Genomic DNA, 20,632 nt, shown 5'->3' with positions numbered 1-20,632 from the left:
AGCAGCGCACGATCAGGCGCACCCTCGCTCCCGTTCGGCACGCCGAAGCCTGAGCAGGCACCCCATGACTAGCGACGGTCCTCGACGATCACCTCATGCAGGGTCCAGTCGCCGCCCGCATTGATCAGCGAGAAGCCGTCGAAATTGCCGGCCAGGTTCTGGTCGACGACATCGATCAGCACTTCGTCGCCCTGGCTCACCGTCATCCGCCCGGCACTGTCACGCTGCCAGACCAACTGGTGCGGCCCGCCGCTGTCGAGGCGCGGCCCCGCTGCACTGGCAATCGCCGTGCTGCCCTTTTCGTTGACGACGACAAGCTGCAATGAGCGTGGCTGGTTGGCGCGATAGTTGAGCCGGTAACCGTGGTTGAGGTTGTCGCCCTGATAAGGGCCCAGATCGATCTGACTGAGCGCATCGGTAAAACCGGATAGCGCCATGCTGATGCGGAACTCCTGGCCGATCGAGAGCGGCAGATAGGCTGCTGCGTTAGCCTGTGCCGCCTGCACCGCTTGCCCCGGAAGGGCTAAGCCGAACTGCTCTTTCAACAGGTCACCGAGCGCCTGGCGGGCCTTGTTTTCGCCATTGTCTGGAGGCGGGCTAACCGCCGAATTCAAGCCGCCATCGCGCACCTCGAAGCGCCCGGCGGTGATGCGCCAGGTCGGGTTGCGGGCGTAATCACCATCGGTGAAGTCGTCCCGCACCCGCAACCGGTACGACTTGACCGCCACCGGTGGCGGCGCCGTGACGGCAGCGTCGATACCGAGGAGCTCCAGCGTGGCGCTGCTCAGTTCACCGGTCGGGCTGAGGTTATTGCTGGTCTGGAATTTCTGGATCGCCACCCGGCTGCGCGGCCCGAGCACGCCATCCGGCGGGCCGGCATCGTAGCCGCGGGCATTCAGGGCCCGTTGTGCCGCCGCCCGCTGCTCCCGGCTGGCGACCGTGGGCGCCGGCTCGGCGCTGGCCGAGCGCAGTTCTTCGAGCAGCTTGAGGCTGGGCTCACCGGTTGCCGGTGCGCCCTGGCCCTGCTGGTATTCGCGGATGGCCTGGCGGGTCTGGGTATCCATCCGGCCGCTGACCAGGGGCACCGAGTAGCCACGCAGGCGCAGTTCGGCCTGAATCCGCGCCAGGGTGTTGGCATCGACCTCGCTAGCGCTGGGGGCCGCAGCCACGCGCCCGCGCATATGTCGCAGCAGTTCGGCGCTCGGCTCGCCGGACATCAGCAAACCGTGGTCGGACTCGTAGCTGCGGATGGCGGCACGGATCTCGTCGGTGAGCCGCTCGGACGAGCGCCCGACCGGGTAGCCGAGACTGCGTAGCGCTTCCTGGATCTCGCCGACCGGCTGTGTCGCAGAAACGGGCGGCGGCGCGGCGGGTGCCCGGCTGCGAGCGGTGCTGCGCAGATGGGACAACAGGGCTGCACTGGCCTGCCCGTCCACCAGCAGGTCCTGCTCGCGCTGGTAGGCCTGGATCGCCTCACGCGTGCGGCCGCCCATCAAACCGTCCGCAGGGCCCGCGCTATAGCCGCGCTGGTTCAGCTCACGCTGGATCTCCAGCACGGTGCCGGAAGCGGCCTGGGCCAGTAGCATGCCCGCCCCCGTGGGGTACTGCCATGGTTCGGATTGCGCGAGCGCCAGGCCCGAGACGACGGGAGACAGGGAGAAACCGAACAGCAGTGCGGCATAGAGCGGAGCATTGCGCAAAACGAACATGATGCAGACCTCCTCAAGTGAGAAATGGTCATGCGCGCCGCCTGTTTCGCGGCGCCATACCAAGCCTTGAACCAGCCTCTGCCATGTTTAGAGCCGGCTCGCTGTCTTGCCCTGGTTCTCTCCGAGCCGCCGTCAGGGATAAGCAGAGCGCTATCCCCTACAACGCTTGCCGGTGCGCGTAGGCGGGAAACTGCGCAGCAGTTTCCACCGATGGGCTAAGGCTGGGAGTCTGATTTTCGAGCCGTTGAACAGGCTCTTAGAGTGCGCTTGTGCTGATCATACGAGCGACCTGCTCGGCGCATCTGTTCGGCAGTGCACATACACCAGCCGGCGGGAAAAGCGCAAAGGAGAGGGATATCGGCAAGCTCTGACGGCTGCGGGCTGCCGGCACCGACGCTGCGCGACCACCAGCAGGAGGGAGTGATCCGCTCCATCGGCCACAACGGGCTCAAGCGGGTGTTCAGCCACTTGCCCGCCGAGAGCCGGCGCCAGGAGCAACACTCGCCCAGCGAGGGACAATCAGGGCGCCGAACACCTCGGCTAGCGCGCTACCAGCGTCCGCCCGAGGCTCACGGCGCGCCGAACAGCGCCGTCCAGTAGATCCCCGCATCGCTCTTCGGGTCGACCGCATAGGCCGCGCCCAGCTCGCTGAATTGCGCGGCCATCAGGTTGGCGCAATGGCCGGGGCTGGCCAGCCAGCCGTCGACCACCTTGCGCGTGGTGTCCAGCCCGGCGGCGATGTTCTCGCCGATGCGCTGGCCGCCGTAGCCGGCCAGTTCGGCGCGATCGCCCGGGGTGCGGCCGTCGCGGTCGCGGTGGTCGAAGAAGTTGCCGTTGGCCATCGCCCGGCTGTGGCCCTCGGCCGTCGCCCCCAGGGTGGCGTTCCAGGCCAGCGGCGCGGCGGCGGCGAAGGGCTGGCCGCCACACTGGCGCGCCTGGGCGCGAGCAGCATTGATCTGTTCCAGCAGCTTTTGCCCCTCGGCCTGCCAGTCGCCCAGTTTGCCGCCGAGCAGCGGGCGCGCCAGGACGATGCGCCAGTCGCGGTCCAGGCGGCTCACGCCGATATCGACGAACTGCGGGTCGAGCAGCACCTGGCAGAAGCTCTCGCGCAGCGCCTGCATGGCCGCCTGCGCATCGCGCGGGCCGGACAGGCTGACGGCCTGCACGTTGACCATCGGGTAGCTGGCGCGGGCCAGCGCGCCCTGCAGGTCGGCACTACCGGTAGCCGGCAGCACCAGGCGCGGGTCGGCGGCCAGCGGCGGCAGCTCCGCCGAGGCCTGGCCGGCGCAGCGCTGCACCTGGCTGCGGTAGGCGTTGATCGACTCGATCAGCTGCGCCTCCTCGGCCGCACCGGCAACGGCGGCGCACAGCAGCCCCAGCGACAAGGTGGCGAAACGCAGAATGGATGAGCTGACGCGCATGAACGACTCCCTCGGGCAGACTGCGCCCATGATGCGCGATTTCACGCATTTGCGGAGCCCGCAGAGGGACAGAATTACGATTTGTCACCGCCACCGATGACCGAAGCAGGACCACAACCATCTTGAATATCGTCGCGACCGGCCTGTTCGATGAGGCCGGCCGCCTGGTGCCGGTGCGCAAGCGCGGTACCCGGGCCTTCATGCTGCCGGGCGGCAAGGCCGAGCCGAGCCGAGGGAGATGCGCGGGCGCGTACAGAAGCAGGAAGCGCTGACCACCTGGATGCACCTGCTCTTCGTGTGCGCCCTGCCCTCAACGAATCGGCAGACGAGCTGCCGACCGGGCTGGTGCAGAGCACCCGGGAAGAGGCAGCCAAGCAAGGCCTGATCCGACCCGCACCGGGCAGCAGATCGACAACCAGCCCAGGCACCAGAAAGGCAGCCAAGCCGCCCACGAGAAGAAGATCGGCGGCGCCCTCGCCGCTCGATGGGCCAACGCGAGCTCCAGGGCGTTCCCGCGCCCACACCGACGCGGTATGCCCCCTGGCGGCGAGCACCGGCCCACGGTGGGGCCGGGCCGCCATGACACCGCGAGCCTCAGCCCCCGCAGCAGCCGCACACGGACATCTGCCCCGGCACCGTGGTCGTCCAGTTGCCGTTCCAGCCGCCCTTGTTCTCACAGGTCTGCACACACTTCTGCTGGGCGTCGGCGTTGTTCCAGATGGGCCCGGCCTGCACGTCCGTGGCCTTGCACTGGCCCAGCATGATGTCGTCGAAGATGTGGCTGAATGCCGAGGACGGCAGGGTGTTGCTGGTCTTCGAGCCGGCGAAGTTGTGGCAGCCGAAGCAGTTGGAGACGAACGAGGACGTGAGGTCGACGTTCTGGAAGGTGGTTTCCATCACTGCGTTGGCCAGGCGCATCGAACCGCGCTGGTTGGAGACGATCGACGACGGCTGGGTGACATCGTTCTGCCAGAGCGCGCCCACCATCATGTAGTTCTGCCATACGGCCATCGGGTCGTCGTTGCCCAGCGCGGCCAGGAAGCCCTGCATCTGCGCATTCAGGCCGTCGATGATGGCGATGTTGTCGCTGCCCTCATGGTCCTGCGGGTCGCTGGCGTCATGGAAGACCCGACAGATCTCGCTGGGCGTGCCGGTCAGGCCGGTGCTCGGCGCGGCGGTGTTGAAGGTACAGGTGCCCTGCATGCTGGGTAGCTGGGCAGCGCAGGTCGGGCTGGTGAAGGACCAGCCGGCCGCCGGCGCGGTGCCGGGGTTGGCACATTCCGGCACGTTGCTGCGGTGCTCGAAGGTCACCCAGATCATCTCCGGGTGCAGCTGGGTGGCGGTGACCATGTGCAGGCCGATCAGCCCCAGCAGCTCGTTGCCCGGCACGCCGTCCACGTCCGCCTCCATCCAGAAGTAGTTGGGCTGCTCCGCCGCGGTGATGATGCGCCAGGCCGACTTGAGTTCGAAGGTACCGGCCGGGAAGTTCTGCGCCGCCTGCACCGCGCCGACGTCGCACAGGTTGCGGCTGAAGCGGATGTCATAGAAGACCACGTTACCGTCCTGGTCGAAGATGCTGTCGCCGCCGCCCGCCTGGCCGGTGCGCTTCGGCAGGACAAAGGGCGTGCCGCCGCCCTGGGGCTTCTCGACCCGTACGAACATGGCCACCGGCGGTGCGTTGGCGGCGCAGGAGTCCTGGCCGCTGGCCTGCAGCACGGGGAAGTTCGCAGACACCTGAAAATTGCGCAGGCTGGCTGTGGTCGTGGAGGGGCTGACCAGCTGGAGGAACCACTGCCAGCTGAACTGGTAGAAATCGCAGAACTGCGCGTTGCTGCCGTTGGGTATTTCGCTGGGCGGGTTGGGGCTGCTGATCCAGCTGGCGCTGGCGTTGCACACCGGCGTGGCGGCCTGGGCCGCCACAACGGGCTGCTGGGTGGCGACCAGCAACAGCACGGCCAGCAGCGAACTGCGGGCGCAGGTAAACAGTCGAGTCATGGGTTATCTCCCTATAACAGAGCATCGGGCGCCCGAATCGCCTTCGGGCAACGGACAGCAGTCAGGCTTGTAGGCAACTGGCGGCACTGGCTCGCCCGGTTGGCGAAAATCTGCACGCCGATATGGCACCGGAGGGTACGGACAGGAAGTGGAAAGGCGCGAAGCCAGGCTGGAGGTTGCCGCCGCTGGCGGCCGGTGGCGCGGGCCGGTCCATAGCCATCCATCTCCCTGAACATGCGCGAGGCAGGGCCACGCGCTGATTGGACGCTAGAAGAGCCCGGCCACCCTCGCAAGGCAGGGGGCCAGGTTACCGGACGGAAGGCGCCGCCCGCCCCGCCACTGGGCGTACGGCGTTTGCTATGCCAGGCAATTGCGCTAGGCTCTGCACCTTCTCAAAAAGGAGTAACACCCCATGGCCCGCGCTACTGCCCGTCATATCCTGGTTGCCACTGAAGCCAAGTGCAACGAACTGAAAGCCGCGATCGAAGCCGGCGCCGACTTCGCCCAGGTCGCCAAAGACAACTCCACCTGCCCGTCCAGCCGCCAGGGCGGCGACCTCGGTTCCTTCGGCCCGGGGCAGATGGTCAAGGAATTCGACACCGTGGTGTTCAGCGCGCCGCTCAACGTGGTGCAGGGCCCGGTGAAAACCCAGTTCGGCTACCACCTGCTGGAAGTGACCAGCCGCCAGGACTGATCCGCGCCGTCCCCACGCCCGCCGTGGGGACCTCCAGCCCCCACCACTCGCTATTCAGCGCCGTCGCCAGCGCCGCCACATCAGCACCAGGTCATCCAGCGCCGGCACGATCGCCAGGGTCACCAGCACCAGGGCCAGCGGCAAGGTGGCGATGTAGCCGAGGTACTTGAAGCCGAACGCGCCGCTGACGCCGCCGCAGAAGAAGCTCAGCGCCAGCACCGCCAGCACCAGCAGGCGCGCCTTGTTCACCGCCACCCGCAGTTTTTCCGGCACCGGCGAGCGGTTCCAGTACAGCAGTTTGCCCAGCTCGATGCCGATATCGGTGACGATGCCGGTGATGTGCGTGGTGCGGATCTCGGCCTTGGACAGCTTGGTGATCAGCGCATTCTGCAGGCCCATGATGAAGCACAGCAGCATCACCGTGACCGGCACGAACAGCCCCTCCACGTCGGCCAGGCGGCTGCCCAGCAGGCCGAAGCACAGCAGCAGGAAGGCCTCCAGCAGCAGCGGCATGGCGAACTCGGCATGCCGGCGGCGGCGCCGCGAATAGTTGACCATGATCGCCGAGCAGATCGCCCCGAGCAGGAAGGACAGCAACCCGCCCGCGCCGTTGAGTACCAGCTCGTAGGCGCCCAGCACCAGGTTGTCAGCCATCGAGGAGACGATGCCGGTCATGTGCGAGGTGTACTGCTGCACCGCGAGGAAGCCGCCGGCGTTGATCGCCCCGGCGACGAAGGCCAGCACGAAGCCCAGGTGGCGATTGGCATCCGGCGTGCGTTTGCGCCCGACCAAGCGTCTGGCGTAGTGGATCGGCATAGGGCTCTACCTGTTGCGAAACGGGAATACGGGGCCGTGCAGCGGGCCAAGCATATCCGATGCGCCACGGCGCCGGGGCGCTACCCAGGGCCCGGGTTTCCATGGACACTGCGCCCCTCGGTCATCACGGAAGAAGCCCCATGCCAGCCAACATCCCCGCCCAGCCGGCCACGCCCGGCGCCGCCCGCGCGCCCCTGCCCCTGAGCAAACTGCTGGGCCAGGTGGTCGACTGCATCTGGAACTGCATGCGCGTGGATCCGGCACAGCTCACCTACACGGGGCGGCAGCCCCTACCCTTGCGGGGAGCGGATAAATGACTGCATGGCCTCAGCGTGCGGAAAACTGCTCGGCCAGGCCCTGACGACGGAACTGCTCGACGATGAAGTCGACGAACACCCGGGTCTTCTGCGGCAGCAGTTTGTGCCCGGAGAAGTAGATCGATATCGCCCCGCTGTCCACGTACCAGTCCGGCAACACCCGCTGCAGCGCGCCGCTCTGCAGGTAGGGCAAGGCATGCGCGCTGCTTACCAGGGTGATGCCCAGGCCTTGCTGGGCGGCGTGGCAGGCAGCTTCCGGGTCGCCCAGGGTCATGCGCTGCTGCAGCTCGATGGCGGCCTGTTCACCCGCGCGATTGCGCAACAGCCACGGGCGGATGCGCCCGGTCTGTGGCGAGCGAATCAGGATGCCCGCATGCTGGCGCAGCGCGCTCGGCGAGGTCGGCATGGCGTGCTGGGCCAGATAGGCCGGGGCAGCCAGCAGCACCCGGTGGGCCGGCCCCAGCTCGCGGGCCACCGCGCCCGGCGGTAGCTCGAAACCACCGCCGATGGCCGCATCGAAACCTTCGCCGATCATGTCCACGGCACGGTTGTCGAAGTGCCAGTCGGGCACCACGCCAGGGTAGCGGCGGAGAAACTCGTCGAGCAGCGGCACGATGTAGTTGAGGCCGAAGGCCAGGCCCATGCTGACCTTGAGCGTGCCGACCGGCTGACCCTCGATGCCGGCCAGGTTGTTCATGGCCCCCCGCAGGGTATCCAGACCGCCCCTGGCCTCGCCCAGGAAGTGTTCGCCGGCCTCGGTCAGGCTCAGGCTGCGCGTGCTGCGCTGGAACAGGCGCACCCCCAGGTCCGCCTCCAGGCGGGCGACGTTCTTGCCCACTGCCGCCGGGGTCAGGCCCAGTCGCCGCGCCGCTTCGGCGAAGCTGCCGGCCTCGGCACTGCGGACAAAGCATTCGATGGCGTTGAGCGTATCCATGGCAATTAACAACCATTTGTATCGAAAGAAAGCAAAAATTACCGGCTAATCAATAATCAATCCAGGGCAGATACTCGTTTCCGTCAACTACCCCAACCCTTCGGAGACGAACATGACCACTACCCTTCCCCTCAGCGGCAAAGTTGCTTTCATCCAAGGCGGCTCGCGCGGCATCGGCGCCGCCATCGCCCAACGCCTGGCCCGTGACGGCGCCAGTGTTGCCCTGACGTACAGCCAGTCGCCCCAGGCCGCCGAAGCGCTGGTGCAGAGCATCGTCGCCGCCGGCGGCCGCGCCCTGGCGATCCGCGCCGACAGCGCCGGCGAACAGGCCATCCGGCATGCCATTGGCCAGACCGTGGAAGCCTTCGGCCGTCTCGACATCCTGGTCAACAACGCCGGCGTCCTGGCGATTGCACCGCTCGAGGAACTGAGCATGGAAGACATCGACCGCACCCTGGCGATCAACGTGCGCAGCGTGGTGATCGCCAGCCAGGAAGCCGCCAAGTACCTGGGCGACGGCGGGCGGATCATCCATATCGGCAGCACCAATGCCGAGCGCATGCCGTTTGCCGGTGGCGCACTGTACGCCATGAGCAAGTCGGCACTGGTCGGCCTGACCAAGGGCCTGGCCCGCGACCTCGGCCCGCGCGGGATCACGGTGAACAATGTGCAGCCGGGCCCGGTGGACACCGAGATGAACCCGGACAACACCGAGTTCGCCGCCGCGCTGAAGCCGACCATGGCCCTGCCGCGCTACGGCCAGGTCGAGGAGATCGCCAGCTTCGTCAGCTACCTGGCAGGCCCGGAAGCCGGTTACATCACCGGCGCCAGCCTGACCATCGACGGCGGTTTCTCCGCCTGACGCACGGCCGCGCAACGACCTGCACAGCCCCCCGAGCAGGGCTATGCTTGTGCCAGATGAAATGTTGCATCCATGCAGGTTCATGCAACCTGGGAGGTGGTAATGGCCGACAAGCACTCAGCTTCCATCCACATATCACCGAGGTAACCGCCATGAGCAAGAGTCAGGATTCACACAAAGAGAGCAAGAAAAAACCGCTCAAGACCCCGCACGAGAAGCGCATGGCCAAGCGCGATAAAAAGCATGGCACCACGCTGCTGGGCAGCCACGCCGAGACCCATTGAGTCTCTAGCCAGACCCGGCGCCTTTACGGCGCCGGGCCCCTTTCCCCTCCGCCAAACCAGCCCCCGACAGCTCACAGGTGCCTCCGCGCGCGTGACCGGCTAGAATCTGCCGCCTTATCCGGCGTAGCCCGGACATCGACTTACCCCATCCGCAGCCAGCGAGAGAACCAACATGGGCGCACAGTGGAAAGCCAAACCTAAAGAAGCCGCAGCCAACGCCAGGGGCAAGATCTTCGGCCGTCTGGTCAAGGAAATCATGGTCGCCGCACGCAACGGCGCCGATCCGGACACCAACGCCAAGCTGCGCGTGGCCGTACACGCGGCCAAGAAAGCCTCGATGCCCAAGGACACCCTGGAGCGGGCGATCAAGAAAGGCGCCGGCCTGCTCGGCGAGACCGTCAACTTCGAGCGCACCACCTACGAAGGCTTCGCCCCGCACCAGGTGCCGGTGATCGTCGAATGCCTGACCGATAACCTGAACCGCACCGTGGCGGAAATCCGCGTGCTGTTCCGCAAGGGCCAGATGGGTGCCTCCGGCTCGGTGACCTGGGACTTCAACCACGTCGGCATGATCGAAGCCTCCTCCGACAGCGGCGCCGACCCGGAACTGGCCGCCATCGAAGCCGGCGCCCAGGACTTCGAGCCGTCCGATGAGGGCAACACCCTGTTCGTCACCGAACTGACCGACCTCGACGCCGTGTGCAAGGCCCTGCCGGAGCATGGTTTCACCGTCAACTCGGCGAAGATCGGCTACATCCCGAAGAACCCGGTCAGCGGCCTGAGCGACGCACAGATGGAAGAAGTCGAAGCCTTCCTCGAAGCCCTCGACAACCACGACGACGTACAGAACGTCTACGTCGGCCTGTCTGGCTAAGCCGTTGAGTCGGCAGCAATACCATGCCGATCACGCCGCGCGCGCCAGCAGTGAAGCGCGGCGTCTGCTCGACCAGCGTGCGGCCCTCGGCCCGCGCTGGCTGGCCTGGGTCGCCACCGAGCTGTACCAGCTGAGCCCACCGGAATTCGCCAACATGGTACGCCGCGAGCTGGAGCGGCAAAGCTCGTAGGGTGCGCCGTGCGCACCGAGGCCCATCGCGGGTTATTCGGTGCGCACGGCGCACCCTACGGCCATCTGCGGGCACCCTGCATAGCCGCGACTGATTCTCAGGCACCCTCGAACATTGACCTCCGACAAGACGCGGCTCCCGCCCCGCCGCAACAATGCGCGGCATAACGCGTGTGCGGCCCACGAGCCCACCCTCCTTCCTTGCGTGTAGACCCGACCACCGCCGCCATCCGGCGCCCGCCTGAGGTTTACCCATGAGCATCACTTCCGCCAGCATCTGCGCCGCGGCCGACGCCCTGCAGGGCTTCGTCGGCTTCAACGAAAAGACCGGCCAGCATATCGTGCGTTTCAGCGAAGACTCCTTCGGCCTCGACGTGCCGGGCGAGAGCATCACCCCCACCTGCGAGTTCGTCTGGGTGCCGCTGCCCGGCGGCGTCATGCGCCTCAGCCGCGAACGCCTGCAGCTGCTGGTCGCGCAGAACATCGACGACCGCCTGCACCTCGCCGAGGCGCTGCATGTCTACCTGCGGCGCAGCGACCTGGCCGAAATCAGCGCCGAGCGGCGTGTGCTGCCGAGGACGCCGGCCTGAGCGGAACGACCGCAACGGCACGGCCCGACGGGCTCAGCAACGGCCGCAACGCCTACCATGAAGGCTGCCAGGCCTAACGCCCCCAGCCCGCGGGCACGGTGTCACACCGTTCCGGCGAGGCTGGCATAATGCTCGCTCCAAAACGGGGCGCGACACGGCGCCCCGGCGATTGAAAGGATTGCAATCGATGCACGCAACCGTGCTCTACAGCGGGCTATTGGTTCTGCTGCTGGCGCCGCTACAGGCCCGGGCGGACGAGCTGCTGCGCTACCCGCGCGCGCCCGGCGGCGAGGAGTACCGCCAGGCCTATGCCCTGGCCCAGCTGCAGCAGGCCCTGGACAAGGCCGGCAGCCCCCTGCGCCTGCAGCCATCGGAGCACCCGATGGAGCAGGAGCGCGCGCTGGTCAGCCTCGCCGAAGACGGCGCGGTCGACGTGGTCTGGAGCATGACCAGCGCCGACCGCGAGCGGCGCCTGCTGCCGGTGCGCATTCCGCTGGACAAGGGCCTGTATGGCTGGCGCATCGCCCTGTTGCGCCAGGACCGGCCCCTGCTGCTGCGCCATGTGCGCCGGCTCGCCGACCTGCAGGGCTGGCGCGCCGGCCAGGGCCACGACTGGCCGGACACCCAGATCCTGCGCTACAACGGCCTGCCGGTGGAGGTCAGCTCCAGCTACGACAGCCTGTTCCGCATGCTCGATGCCGGGCGCTTCGACTACTTCCCGCGGGCGGTCATCGAGATCTGGGACGAAGCCGAGCACAACCGCGAGGCGGCCATCACCATCGACCGCCACCTGCTCCTGCACTACCCCACCGCCCTGTATTTCTTCTTCTCGCCGCACAACCCGCAGCTGGCCGAAACCGTGGAGCGCGGCCTGGAGCGGGCGCTGGCCGACGGCTCGTTCGACCGCCTGTTCCTCCAGTATTACGGCGCCAGCCTGGGGCGGGTCGACTTCGCCCAGCGCCGGCTGATCGAGCTGCGCAACCCGCTGTTGCCGGCGGCCACGCCCCTGCAGCGCCGCGAGCTGTGGTTCCATCCGGACGATCTGCGGCAGCTCCGGCCCTAGACCACGCCCCGCGCTCAGAGCCTGTCTACGATCTGCTGCGCGTCGACCATGCTGCGTTAAAAACAGGCTCGGAATGCTCATTTACCATTCGTAAACTGCGCCTGCTCGCCTGTTTGACCAGCCGGAGGCTGTTACTAACGTAGCGCCTTGCCTTGCTCCAGCTCGCGAGATCGCAGACAGGTTCTCAGGGCTGCCGGCTGGCAGATACGCCCGGCAGGCTGGCACGCACGGCCTGGCGGCTATGCGTACCGAAGTTGCGGAACAACTCCACCAGCAACTGCTCCATGGCCGGATCACTGGCGCTGGCCAGCTGGTTGCCGGCGCTGAAGCCCTGGCTGGCGGCCTGGCGCGCCAGCCACAGACCGATCAGCTGATCCAGCTGATCGGCGCGCGCCTGGGACTCGGCGGCCACCACCTGCACCGCGTAGTCCGGGCCCACGGCCGGGGAGCCGGCATCCTCGCGCAGGTCGGCATAGGCCGCCAGCAACGGGTGGTCGGCCGGGCCGTCGTGCATCAGCAGCTGCATGCGCTCGAGCTGGTAGTGCTCGATGGCGGTATGCCGGTCGGCCACGCGCTGGATCGCGGCCTCGCGATCCTCCGGGTAGCCGGCCTCGGCCTTGGCGGCGATCAGCACCATGTCGCCGGTGCCCACGCCTGGCAGCACCCGGGCGTGGTAGGGCTGGGTCAGGTCCTGCAGGTAGTGCAGGGCCCAGCCGAGGAAACGGTAGCCCCAGTACGGGTGGCCACTGGCGAACGCCAGGCGGGCCAGGCCGCTGTACTGGTAGATCCGCCAATGCGGCAGGGTCCGCGCCAGGTACGGCGCGGCGGCGAAGATCAGTTCGGACTCGTGGTAATAGCCGATATGGAAAGGCGCCTGCGAGGAATACTCGAAGCGCGCATCGCCGAACGGTTGCTCGCCGAAGTTGTAGTCCTGGCCGGCCGTGCCCGGGTTGTCGCGGAACAGGTTGATGTCGTGGCCGTAGTCCGGCTCGTCGGCGGCGCTGGCCAGCACCTGCAGGGCGCTGACCGCCTCGCCCGGACGCAGCTCCAGGTAGCGCCAGTGGCTCCACGGGCCGATCTTGTGGAACACCAGGACATCCTGGCTGAGCAGGCGGCGCCGGCCGCCGGCATCCTGCCCCGGCAGCTGCTGGATGAAGCTGGCCAGGCGCACCTCGGGATTGATCCGCAGCGCCCGCAGGAAGGCCTGGCGCGGCTCCTTGAGGCCGGCGGCCAGCCAGCGCAGGTTGTCCGGGCGCGCCGGATAGCCGGGGAAATATTCGCGGGCAAAGCTCTCCTGCTGGTCGAGCAGGCGTTCGATGGCCGGCGCCTGCTCGAGCAGGAAGGCCTCCAGCGGCTCGGCCGGCACCTCGGCCGCCAGCTCGGGCATGCCGCGCAATGCCAGCAGGCTGCCGAGGGAATGATTGGACCAGGCGTGGGCGGCCAACGGCAGGCTGGCGAGGATCCAGGCACAGGACAACAGGGCGAACGGCTTCACTCTCACTCCACTACTCGGCGGCGGTCTGCGGCAGGCCAGCCTAACCCCGGCGGCCGCGCGCCGCACGGACACAAGACGCCAGGCACATGCACGGATCCGGCCACCTGCGGGCAGGGAGCAGGCGAGTACATGGAGTGAGCGCGGTTCAAGGCTGCCGGCGTGTTGGCCCGCAGCACCCGATCCCGCTCGTCGCTGCCACGCGAGCGGGTTCGGCGCCTCAGAATCTGTTTACGATCTTCTGAATTAGAGCCAGACAAGGCAAAAACGGCCGAGAAAGCGCAGTTTACGAGCTGTAAATGAGCATTCCGAGGCCGTTTTTAACGCGGTATGGCCGCGAGTCAGGAGATTGTAAACAGGTTCTCAGAACAGCAGGCTGGCGACCAGCAGTCCACCGGCAAAGGCCGCCAGGGCCAGCAGGCCGGCCTGCAGCGGACTCAGGCCGCCACGGCTCGGCAGCGCGGCCACGGCGGGCGCGGCACTGGCCTGGGCGGCGGCGCGCAGCGGGTTGGCAGTGGCCGGCTGGGCCGCATTGAGCGGCTTGCTGGCGGCCGGCTTGGGCAGATCGACGGCGCGCATGAACAGCGTGGCATCCTCGTCTTCGGCCTGCTGCACCTCGACCTTGGGGCCGATCACCAGCAACAGCACCGAGCCCATGCGCACCTGGTCGCCGGGCTGCAGCACCCGGGTATTGGCCTTCTCGCCATTGACCTGCACGCCATTGGCCGAGGCCAGGTCCTTGACCTCGAGCACGTCGTCCTTGAGGAAGAACTCACAGTGCCGCCGCGACAGCTCGGCATCGCTGAAGCACAGCTCGCACTTGACCGAGCGACCAAAGGTCATCGAACCGCTGACATGGTACTTCTTGCCCTCGTTCTCGCCCTTGAGCACCTGCAGGAACCAGCGCTGCCCGCCCTCGCTGCGCGGCTTGGCCTTGGCCGGGTCGCTCAGCTGCAGCTCGACCTCACCCAGGCGCAGGGTGTCGTCGCTGCGCAACTGGTAGCGGTGGGTGACGCGCTCATCGTTGACGAAGGTGCCGCTGGCGCTGTCGCAGTCGCTGACGTAGTAGAGGCCGTTCTCCTGGCGGATCTCGGCATGGAAGCCGTGGATGCCGCTATCGGCCAGCACCAGGTTGTTGCGCCGATCCTGGCCGACGGTGAAACGCTCCTCGACCAGCCAGATGGGGGCTTGCCGACTGTCCTTGAAATGCAGCTTGAGCATCGTCTAAATCCTGTCGAAATGGCGCTCACTCGCCAAAAAGATTGTTCCACGCGCGCTTGAGCGGATTGCCCTCTTGCTGCGCCTTCTGCTCGGCGGCCTGCTGCTCGCGCGCGGCCGCCTCGCTGGCGCGGGCCCGGGCGGCGCGCGCGGAGCTTAACAGCTGCTGGTGTTCATTACGCATCTTGAGCAGCTCGGGATTTTCCGGTTCGACCTGCAGGCCGCGCTCGATCATGGCCAGCGCCGCGGGGAAATCGCTGCGCCGGTAGGAGGCATTGGCCAGGTCGCGATAGAGCATGGCCACCCGGTTCAGGCCGGCCAGGGCCTGCTCGTGGCCCGGCGCCCAGCCGAGGATCTGCTGGTAGTAGTACACCGCGCTGTCGTCCTCGGGCAGCAGCAGGCGCTTGTCGGCAATGCTCTGCTCGGCCCGTTCCAGGTAGCCGGCAATGCGCGCCTCGAGCAGGCGCTGCAAGGCCTGCAGCGTGGCCGCATGCTGTTCGTCCAGCGCCAGGGCCTGACGGAAATAAAAATCGGCACTGTCATCGGCCGGAGCGGTCAGCAGCCCCTCGCGCAGGCGCTGCTCGCCCTGCTCGAGCAAGGCGGCGATGCGCGCCTCCTTGACCCGCAGCAGGCCGGCCAGGGCCGCTTCGTTATCGGCATCGACTTGCAGGACCTGGTTGAAGTAGTGCTCGGCACTGTCCTGCTGCGGCTCGTTCAGCTGCCCGCTGGCGAAGCGCTGCTCGGCCGAGGCGAGCAAGGCCTCGATCTGCCTCCGCTCCTTGAGGTACAGGGTGGCGAAGGTCAGGGTGCCGATCAGCACCAGTACGCTGAGCCCCACCAGCAACGGCATCGCCGAACGGCGCGGTTTGGCCGGCGCCGCGGCCTTGCCCGCGGCATCGGGCGCCACGCCGGCCGGTGCGACCTTCAGCGCGGGGCGCATCTGGGTCTGCTGCACCTCGCTCTGCCCGAACGCATCGAGCGCGGCCAGCAGCTCGCGACAGTCGACAAAGCGCTCGTCCGGGTTCTTCGCCAGCATGCGCGCCAGCAGCGGGCGCAAGGCCGCCAGTGCCTCCGGCAGCTCGGGCGGCGCCATCTGCACGTGATTGACCACGGTCTGGGTGTAGTTGCCGCCGCGGTAGGGATTGCTGCCGGTGAGCATCTCCAGCAGGATCACGCCGAGGCTGTAGATGTCGCTGCGCGCGTCCAGCACCTGGCACTGCGCCTGCTCCGGGCTGCTGTAGGCGGGGCTGCCGACGGCGATGCCGAACTGGGTCAGCTCGCTGTCGATGTCGAGGTCCTTGGCCACGCCGAAGTCGGTCAGCACCACCGAGCCATCGGCGCGGAAGAGGATGTTGGCCGGCTTCACGTCGCGGTGCACCAGGCCCTTGTCGTGCACCACGGCCAGGCCGCTGGCGACCTGGCGGACGATGGCCAGGGCACGCTCGACGGGGAAGACTTCGCCCTTGTGCCGGGTCAGGTCGCCGCCGGGGAGAAACTCCATGGCCAGGTAGTAGCGCCCGTCGGCCAGGCGGTCGATGTCATAGATGGTGATGATCGCCGGGTGGTTGAGCGAGGCGACGATGTGCGCTTCCTGGGTGAAGCGCTGGCTGAAGGTCTCATCATCGGCGCTGAGCAGCACCTTGATCGCGACCTTGCGGTGCAATGATTCCTGGGTGGCCAGGTAGACCTCGGCCATACCCCCCTTGCCCAGCTGGCCATGCACGCGGTAGCCGGGTATCTCTAGCAAATGGTTGCTCATCGAATGTCTTGTCGAAGTGTTCAAGGCTTACGGGGACCCAGCCATCTGCTGAGAAAGTTCCGGGGTCTGGCAGCGATCACCGGCGATTGCGGCGCATTCAGGCCAAGCACGATGCAGGAGATATTGTCCTTGCCGCCCAGCCGATTGGCCAGCCCTATCAGCTGTTCGACCAGCTCGTCGAGGGTTGCCGCCTCGGCACACAGCTGCTGGATCTGCGTATCGCTCAGTTCGCCGCTGAGGCCATCGCTGCACAGCAGCAACAGCTCGCCGGCGGCCAAGGTGCCGTGCAGCTGGCCGACCGTCAGCTCCTGCTCGCTCTGCCCCAGGCACTGGATGACGATATTGCGCCGCGGATGGGTGCGCGCCTGCTCGATGGTCATCTCGCCGGCATCGATCATCAGCTGCACCCAGCTGTGATCGCGACTGAGCTGCTCGATATGCTCGGCGCTGACCCGGTAGGCCCGGCTATCGCCGACCCAGGCCAAATCGAAGTCGGCGCCATCGAAGCACAAGGCCACCAGGGTGGTGCCCATGCGTCGCCCGCCTTCGACCTGCCCGGCTGCCACTATCGCGGCGTTGGCCGCCTGCGTCGCTGCCAGCAGGTTATCGCCCGCGGCAACGGCCTCGCGCAGCACCTGCAGGGCCAGGGCACTGGCCACCTCGCCACACTGATGTCCGCCCATGCCGTCGGCGACGGCCCACAGGCCCAGCTCGGGGCAACACAGCACGGCATCTTCGTTATGCGCACGCACCTGGCCGGCCACGCTTTGCGCGGCGAAGCCCAGGGACTGCTCGGTGTGCGTAATGGACATGGCTACGGAATCATCTCGTCAAGGTACTCCCCGTGCATGATGCGACCGCCGCAGGCGGCTGTCAGCCAGACGCAAAAGTTTCCCAAGAAAGTGTTAATCAGTCGAGATTGATGGCACGTCGGCGGCGCGCCGCTGTTCGTGCTGGCTCTGCCTGGGATAACCCCGCACCTCCAGGCCACCCGGGTATTCGCTGCGCTGCCGCAGCCGTTGCCGGCGCGCGCCATAGCGCCAGGCCCGGCAAAAACGGGGCGCTTTAGACCGGCCTTGGCAAAGTCCGCCAGAGCGGTATGATGCCGCGCTTTTTTAGGGATGCCGTATCCATGCCCTGGCGCTGTATCGCCCTGCTGCTTGCCCTTGCCCTGCCCGTCACCAGCCCCGCCGCGCCGCCGCGCACCTTTACCGAAGCGAAGAAAGTCGCCTGGCAGCTGTATGCCCGCCAATCGGTGGAGTTCTACTGCGGCTGCCGCTACAGCGGCAAGCAGGTCGACCTGGGCAGCTGTGGCTATGTGCCGCGCAAGAACCCGCGACGCGCCGCCCGCATCGAGTGGGAGCACATAGTCCCGGCCTGGGTCATCGGCCACCAGCGGCGCTGCTGGCAACAAGGCGGACGGCGCAACTGCGCGAGCAACGACCGCATCTATCAGCGCGCCGAGGCCGACCTGTTCAATCTGGTGCCGAGCATCGGCGAGGTGAACGGCGATCGCAGCAACTACAGCTTTGCCTGGCTGCCCCAGCAACCCAGCCAGTACGGCGCCTGCCCGATGGTGGTCGACTTCAAGGCACGCAAGGCGATGCCCAGGGCCAAGGTCCGCGGCATGATCGCCCGCACCTACTTCTACATGAGCGAACGCTACGGCCTGCGTCTGTCGAAGCAGGACCGGCGCCTGTTCGAGGCCTGGCACAAGCAGTACCCGGTGCAGGACTGGGAGCGCCAGCGCAACCAGCGACTGGCCTGCGTGATGGGCTGGTACAACCCCCATGTCGGCCCGACCGATCCGCGCCACTGCCCGGCACCGAGTCGCTGAGGCCGATCGGCCGAGGCCCTGCAACGGCACCCCGCTTAGCAGAAAGTGAAGAAATGACTAGGCGATTGGCCGTTATACCTGTAAGTTGTTCGGACTGTGTTGCATGTGTCACCGCAAATCGACCTGTTTAGATCTCGATCCAACCTTCCATCGGTTTCTTTACTCTTTGCACTCAGTCATGACCTGGGCTGTTCCAGTGTCATGTTCACTTTGTTCAAGGAGACATCCCATGTCCGAACGTCAAACTGGCACCGTCAAGTGGTTCAACGATGAAAAAGGCTTCGGCTTCATCACCCCGGAAAGCGGCGCCGACCTGTTTGTACACTACCGCTCGATCCAGAGCGCTGGCTTCAAAAGCCTGCAGGAAGGCCAAAAGGTCTCCTTCGTGGCTGTAAAAGGCCAGAAAGGCATGCAAGCTGACGACGTCCAAGTAATCTAATTACTCGACGCGTCACGAAAACCGGCCCACGGGCCGGTTTTTTTATCCCTGCCATTTCATCCGCACCCAGCGTGCGCCATCGATTTCCTCAAAGGGGAGCCACCATGCGAGTCAAAGGATCCAGCCAGAAACCCAAACCGCAACCGGCCGTGGAAACCCACGAATCCATCGAAGCCCAGATCGCCGCGTTCCTCAAGTCCGGTGGCGAGATCCAGCAGATCGCCAAAGGCGTCAGCGGTCAGTCGCTCACCCCCAGCCGTCACATCACCATCAGCAAGAAATAATCTTGCCGGCCGAATAGCCAGCAACCGCCATGGCCCGCACACGCGCGGCACTCTGGCGGCAATACTGGCACCTCGCCCAACATCGCCCTTGCCCACCTTGGCAAAGCTCTGCATCCTGTCGTCAGAAAACGATAAAAAGAGCCACAGGCCAAGGGACTATCGCTGATGTTCAAGCGACTCAGGAAAGACTTCCAGCTATCCATCATCTCCTTCATGGGATTGATCGGCGTACTGGGCATCACGCCTTACGCGTTTTATCGCCTGATGCACGGCAACTACCTGGTCGGTATCGCCGACTCGGTGTTCGTCACCTCCACCATACTGGCCGTGCTCTATGCCTGGCGCACCGGAGACACGGTGAAGCCCGGCATCTACCTGGCGAGCATCTTCTCGGTGGGTTCGACCCTGATCGCCATCAACCTGGGGGTCAACGGCCTGTTCTGGCTCTACCCGCTGATCCTCTTCAACTTCTTCATGGTTTCTCCCGGCAAGGCCATCGTGGCCACGCTGCTGATCCTTACCAGCCTGGTCGGCCACGCGCTCTGGGTCCCGGGCAGCGTGTTCGAGAGCCACTACCAGATGATCTCCTTCCTGGTCACCAACACGGTGGCGGGCATCCTCACCTTCATCTTCGCCTACCGCACCAGCAGCCAGCGCGAGCAGCTGCAGATCCTGGCCATCAGCGACCCGCTCACCGGCGCCCGCAACCGTCGGGCGATGGATGAGGAAATGAAGATCGCGGTATCCAGCAAACGCCGCCACGGCAAGGACTACGGCGCACTGGCAATGGATCTGGACCACTTCAAGCAGATCAACGACCAGTTCGGCCACCCGGCCGGCGACCAGGTGCTGATCGACTTCGTCGAGCTGATCAAATCCTGCTCGCGCCAAGAGGATCGCCTGTTCCGCTTCGGCGGCGAAGAGTTCCTCCTGCTCCTGCCGGACAGCACCAGCGAAGGCCTGCAAGCCGCCGCCAACCACCTGCTGCAACGGGTGCGGCAATCCTTGCGTGGGCCGGGCGGGCCGGTGACGGTGTCCATCGGCGGCACCACCCTGCGCCGCGACGAAAGCTGGAGCAGCTGGCTGCAGCGCACCGACCAGTGCCTGTACCAGGCCAAGAGCGCCGGCCGCGACCGCTGCATCATCGAGGCGCCGCAGCCGCTCGGCAGCCCGCAATCGCGGCCCTGAGCACACAACTACACTGTCGATAGACCCATCGCGGTCACCTGCACTCACTGGGGGCTCACCACTGCAAGATGGGAGGTGTGCCATGAATCGGCATTACTACATCAGCGACAACCTGGACGAGCTGGAAAAGCTCGAGAACGAGCTGGAAGCCAGCGGCATCAGCACCGAACAGATCCACGTCCTGAGCGAGCAGGATGCCGCAGTCGAGCAACACCAGCTGCACGACGTACCATCGCTCATGAAACAGGACCTGGTCCATTCCGGCCAGATCGCCAGCCTGATCGGCCTCAGCCTGGCAGCCCTGGTGGTGCTACTGGCCTGGCTGAACGGCTGGGCCGAGAGCCCTGCCGGCTGGACACCCTTCGTGTTCCTGGCGGTGGTGCTGGTCGGCTTCTGCATCTGGGAAGGCAGCCTGTTCGGCATGCAGCAACCCAACAGCGCCTTCCGCCGCTTTGCCGACAAACTGCACGAAGGCAAGCACCTGTTCTTTGTCGACGTGAAACCTGGGCAGGAGCCGATCCTCAACCAGGTCATCGCCCACCATCCGCGCCTGGAACTGGCCGGCACCGGGGAAGCCACGCCGGACTGGGCGGTCAGCGTGCAGCGCCGATGGCATCAGTTCCGCCGCATGCTCTGAATGGTCGCCGAGCGCGCTGCCATTTTGTAC

Annotated in this window: 23 protein-coding genes; 14 read left to right on the top strand and 9 right to left on the bottom strand. The window is 66.5% G+C overall.

Going from position 1 to position 20,632, the window contains the following annotated elements:
* Positions 1-68: 68 nt before the first annotated feature.
* Together F3I62_RS14465 and F3I62_RS14460 are read right to left on the bottom strand one after the other, a co-directional pair.
* Complete coding sequence (locus tag F3I62_RS14465) at positions 69-1,709, bottom strand: peptidoglycan-binding protein (protein WP_160490338.1); 1,641 nt, start codon at positions 1,707-1,709, stop codon at positions 69-71.
* 569 nt (positions 1,710-2,278) lie between these two features.
* Entirely contained in the window at positions 2,279-3,130 is an 852-nt protein-coding gene (locus F3I62_RS14460) for a CAP domain-containing protein (protein ID WP_160490337.1), read from the bottom strand.
* Between the two features lie 122 nt (positions 3,131-3,252).
* Here F3I62_RS14460 and F3I62_RS14455 point away from each other — a divergent pair, with 122 nt between their 5' ends.
* Positions 3,253-3,402 carry a hypothetical protein gene (locus F3I62_RS14455; protein WP_372240141.1) on the top strand — a complete coding sequence of 50 codons (150 nt, stop codon included), beginning with the start codon at positions 3,253-3,255 and terminating at the stop codon, positions 3,400-3,402.
* 322 nt (positions 3,403-3,724) lie between these two features.
* On the opposite strand, the gene F3I62_RS20240 is transcribed toward F3I62_RS14455, so the two are convergent.
* Positions 3,725-5,125: a mannan-binding lectin gene (locus F3I62_RS20240; RefSeq protein ID WP_218572874.1), complete on the bottom strand. Its 1,401-nt coding sequence runs from the start codon at positions 5,123-5,125 to the stop codon at positions 3,725-3,727.
* 412 nt (positions 5,126-5,537) lie between these two features.
* Here F3I62_RS20240 and F3I62_RS14445 point away from each other — a divergent pair, with 412 nt between their 5' ends.
* A complete protein-coding gene (locus F3I62_RS14445) occupies positions 5,538-5,819 on the top strand; it encodes a peptidylprolyl isomerase (RefSeq protein WP_160080911.1) in 282 nt (93 codons plus the stop codon).
* Positions 5,820-5,873: 54 nt separating this feature from the next.
* On the opposite strand, the gene F3I62_RS14440 is transcribed toward F3I62_RS14445, so the two are convergent.
* Entirely contained in the window at positions 5,874-6,635 is a 762-nt protein-coding gene (locus F3I62_RS14440) for a YoaK family protein (RefSeq protein WP_160490336.1), read from the bottom strand.
* Positions 6,636-6,775: 140 nt separating this feature from the next.
* Here F3I62_RS14440 and F3I62_RS14435 point away from each other — a divergent pair, with 140 nt between their 5' ends.
* The gene (locus tag F3I62_RS14435) at positions 6,776-6,952 is read left to right on the top strand and encodes a hypothetical protein (protein ID WP_160490335.1); all 177 of its coding nucleotides are present in this window, start codon (positions 6,776-6,778) and stop codon (positions 6,950-6,952) included.
* Positions 6,953-6,962: 10 nt separating this feature from the next.
* On the opposite strand, the gene F3I62_RS14430 is transcribed toward F3I62_RS14435, so the two are convergent.
* Positions 6,963-7,886, bottom strand: coding sequence for a LysR family transcriptional regulator (locus F3I62_RS14430; RefSeq protein ID WP_160490334.1), 924 nt, complete (start codon positions 7,884-7,886; stop codon positions 6,963-6,965).
* 112 nt (positions 7,887-7,998) lie between these two features.
* On the opposite strand from F3I62_RS14430, the gene F3I62_RS14425 reads away from it, so the two are divergent.
* From F3I62_RS14425 to F3I62_RS14405, 6 genes are all read left to right on the top strand, one after another.
* Positions 7,999-8,748: a 3-oxoacyl-ACP reductase family protein gene (locus F3I62_RS14425; protein ID WP_160490333.1), complete on the top strand. Its 750-nt coding sequence runs from the start codon at positions 7,999-8,001 to the stop codon at positions 8,746-8,748.
* Positions 8,749-8,900: 152 nt separating this feature from the next.
* The gene (locus F3I62_RS20325) at positions 8,901-9,032 is read left to right on the top strand and encodes a hypothetical protein (protein ID WP_256667775.1); all 132 of its coding nucleotides are present in this window, start codon (positions 8,901-8,903) and stop codon (positions 9,030-9,032) included.
* Positions 9,033-9,204: 172 nt separating this feature from the next.
* Positions 9,205-9,906 (top strand): YebC/PmpR family DNA-binding transcriptional regulator, encoded by a 702-nt coding sequence (locus tag F3I62_RS14420; protein WP_160490332.1) that lies wholly within the window; start codon positions 9,205-9,207, stop codon positions 9,904-9,906.
* A 4-nt stretch (positions 9,907-9,910) separates the two neighbouring features.
* A complete protein-coding gene (locus tag F3I62_RS14415) occupies positions 9,911-10,096 on the top strand; it encodes a hypothetical protein (protein ID WP_160490331.1) in 186 nt (61 codons plus the stop codon).
* A gap of 253 nt (positions 10,097-10,349) precedes the next feature.
* Positions 10,350-10,685 carry a DUF2025 family protein gene (locus F3I62_RS14410; RefSeq protein WP_160490330.1) on the top strand — a complete coding sequence of 112 codons (336 nt, stop codon included), beginning with the start codon at positions 10,350-10,352 and terminating at the stop codon, positions 10,683-10,685.
* 187 nt (positions 10,686-10,872) lie between these two features.
* Entirely contained in the window at positions 10,873-11,748 is an 876-nt protein-coding gene (locus F3I62_RS14405) for an ABC transporter substrate-binding protein (RefSeq protein ID WP_160490329.1), read from the top strand.
* A gap of 184 nt (positions 11,749-11,932) precedes the next feature.
* On the opposite strand, the gene F3I62_RS14400 is transcribed toward F3I62_RS14405, so the two are convergent.
* The 4 genes from F3I62_RS14400 to F3I62_RS14385 all read right to left on the bottom strand — a co-directional run bounded on the left by F3I62_RS14400 (position 11,933) and on the right by F3I62_RS14385 (position 17,029).
* The gene (locus F3I62_RS14400) at positions 11,933-13,243 is read right to left on the bottom strand and encodes a phospholipase (protein ID WP_372240140.1); all 1,311 of its coding nucleotides are present in this window, start codon (positions 13,241-13,243) and stop codon (positions 11,933-11,935) included.
* A 360-nt stretch (positions 13,244-13,603) separates the two neighbouring features.
* Positions 13,604-14,461: an FHA domain-containing protein gene (locus tag F3I62_RS14395; RefSeq protein ID WP_160490328.1), complete on the bottom strand. Its 858-nt coding sequence runs from the start codon at positions 14,459-14,461 to the stop codon at positions 13,604-13,606.
* Between the two features lie 25 nt (positions 14,462-14,486).
* The gene (locus tag F3I62_RS14390; protein ID WP_160490327.1) at positions 14,487-16,217 is read right to left on the bottom strand and encodes a serine/threonine-protein kinase; all 1,731 of its coding nucleotides are present in this window, start codon (positions 16,215-16,217) and stop codon (positions 14,487-14,489) included.
* A gap of 20 nt (positions 16,218-16,237) precedes the next feature.
* Positions 16,238-17,029 (bottom strand): PP2C family serine/threonine-protein phosphatase, encoded by a 792-nt coding sequence (locus F3I62_RS14385; protein WP_160490326.1) that lies wholly within the window; start codon positions 17,027-17,029, stop codon positions 16,238-16,240.
* A gap of 320 nt (positions 17,030-17,349) precedes the next feature.
* Between F3I62_RS14385 and F3I62_RS14380 the strand changes: the two genes are divergently transcribed.
* The 5 genes from F3I62_RS14380 (at position 17,350) to F3I62_RS14360 (ending at position 20,602) form a co-directional block, all read left to right on the top strand.
* Entirely contained in the window at positions 17,350-18,054 is a 705-nt protein-coding gene (locus F3I62_RS14380) for an endonuclease (protein ID WP_160490325.1), read from the top strand.
* A 229-nt stretch (positions 18,055-18,283) separates the two neighbouring features.
* The gene (locus F3I62_RS14375) at positions 18,284-18,493 is read left to right on the top strand and encodes a cold-shock protein (protein ID WP_160490324.1); all 210 of its coding nucleotides are present in this window, start codon (positions 18,284-18,286) and stop codon (positions 18,491-18,493) included.
* A gap of 104 nt (positions 18,494-18,597) precedes the next feature.
* A complete protein-coding gene (locus tag F3I62_RS14370) occupies positions 18,598-18,777 on the top strand; it encodes a hypothetical protein (protein ID WP_160490323.1) in 180 nt (59 codons plus the stop codon).
* Positions 18,778-18,942: 165 nt separating this feature from the next.
* A complete protein-coding gene (locus F3I62_RS14365) occupies positions 18,943-19,965 on the top strand; it encodes a GGDEF domain-containing protein (protein ID WP_160490322.1) in 1,023 nt (340 codons plus the stop codon).
* An 82-nt stretch (positions 19,966-20,047) separates the two neighbouring features.
* Positions 20,048-20,602, top strand: a complete 555-nt coding sequence (locus F3I62_RS14360) for a magnesium transporter (RefSeq protein ID WP_160490321.1) — start codon at positions 20,048-20,050, stop codon at positions 20,600-20,602.
* The last annotated feature ends 30 nt before the right edge of the window (positions 20,603-20,632 follow it).

The sequence above is a fragment of the Pseudomonas sp. R-28-1W-6 genome (genome assembly GCF_009799925.1).
In the GTDB taxonomy this organism is placed as follows: domain Bacteria; phylum Pseudomonadota; class Gammaproteobacteria; order Pseudomonadales; family Pseudomonadaceae; genus Aquipseudomonas.
Note: the sequence above shows the minus strand (reverse complement) of the source record. Positions and strands in the feature narration are given on the sequence as shown.

What these genes read in the sequence shown, in the direction of transcription:
- F3I62_RS14465 (WP_160490338.1), bottom strand. Translation starts at nt 1,709, where the DNA reads ATGTTCGTTTTGCGCAATGCTCCGCTCTATGCCGCACTGCTGTTCGGT.
- F3I62_RS14460 (WP_160490337.1), bottom strand. Translation starts at nt 3,130, where the DNA reads ATGCGCGTCAGCTCATCCATTCTGCGTTTCGCCACCTTGTCGCTGGGG.
- F3I62_RS20240 (WP_218572874.1), bottom strand. Translation starts at nt 5,125, where the DNA reads ATGACTCGACTGTTTACCTGCGCCCGCAGTTCGCTGCTGGCCGTGCTG.
- F3I62_RS14445 (WP_160080911.1), top strand. Translation starts at nt 5,538, where the DNA reads ATGGCCCGCGCTACTGCCCGTCATATCCTGGTTGCCACTGAAGCCAAG.
- F3I62_RS14440 (WP_160490336.1), bottom strand. Translation starts at nt 6,635, where the DNA reads ATGCCGATCCACTACGCCAGACGCTTGGTCGGGCGCAAACGCACGCCG.
- F3I62_RS14435 (WP_160490335.1), top strand. Translation starts at nt 6,776, where the DNA reads ATGCCAGCCAACATCCCCGCCCAGCCGGCCACGCCCGGCGCCGCCCGC.
- F3I62_RS14430 (WP_160490334.1), bottom strand. Translation starts at nt 7,886, where the DNA reads ATGGATACGCTCAACGCCATCGAATGCTTTGTCCGCAGTGCCGAGGCC.
- F3I62_RS14425 (WP_160490333.1), top strand. Translation starts at nt 7,999, where the DNA reads ATGACCACTACCCTTCCCCTCAGCGGCAAAGTTGCTTTCATCCAAGGC.
- F3I62_RS20325 (WP_256667775.1), top strand. Translation starts at nt 8,901, where the DNA reads ATGAGCAAGAGTCAGGATTCACACAAAGAGAGCAAGAAAAAACCGCTC.
- F3I62_RS14420 (WP_160490332.1), top strand. Translation starts at nt 9,205, where the DNA reads ATGGGCGCACAGTGGAAAGCCAAACCTAAAGAAGCCGCAGCCAACGCC.
- F3I62_RS14410 (WP_160490330.1), top strand. Translation starts at nt 10,350, where the DNA reads ATGAGCATCACTTCCGCCAGCATCTGCGCCGCGGCCGACGCCCTGCAG.
- F3I62_RS14405 (WP_160490329.1), top strand. Translation starts at nt 10,873, where the DNA reads ATGCACGCAACCGTGCTCTACAGCGGGCTATTGGTTCTGCTGCTGGCG.
- F3I62_RS14395 (WP_160490328.1), bottom strand. Translation starts at nt 14,461, where the DNA reads ATGCTCAAGCTGCATTTCAAGGACAGTCGGCAAGCCCCCATCTGGCTG.
- F3I62_RS14390 (WP_160490327.1), bottom strand. Translation starts at nt 16,217, where the DNA reads ATGAGCAACCATTTGCTAGAGATACCCGGCTACCGCGTGCATGGCCAG.
- F3I62_RS14385 (WP_160490326.1), bottom strand. Translation starts at nt 17,029, where the DNA reads ATGTCCATTACGCACACCGAGCAGTCCCTGGGCTTCGCCGCGCAAAGC.
- F3I62_RS14380 (WP_160490325.1), top strand. Translation starts at nt 17,350, where the DNA reads ATGCCCTGGCGCTGTATCGCCCTGCTGCTTGCCCTTGCCCTGCCCGTC.
- F3I62_RS14375 (WP_160490324.1), top strand. Translation starts at nt 18,284, where the DNA reads ATGTCCGAACGTCAAACTGGCACCGTCAAGTGGTTCAACGATGAAAAA.
- F3I62_RS14370 (WP_160490323.1), top strand. Translation starts at nt 18,598, where the DNA reads ATGCGAGTCAAAGGATCCAGCCAGAAACCCAAACCGCAACCGGCCGTG.
- F3I62_RS14365 (WP_160490322.1), top strand. Translation starts at nt 18,943, where the DNA reads ATGTTCAAGCGACTCAGGAAAGACTTCCAGCTATCCATCATCTCCTTC.
- F3I62_RS14360 (WP_160490321.1), top strand. Translation starts at nt 20,048, where the DNA reads ATGAATCGGCATTACTACATCAGCGACAACCTGGACGAGCTGGAAAAG.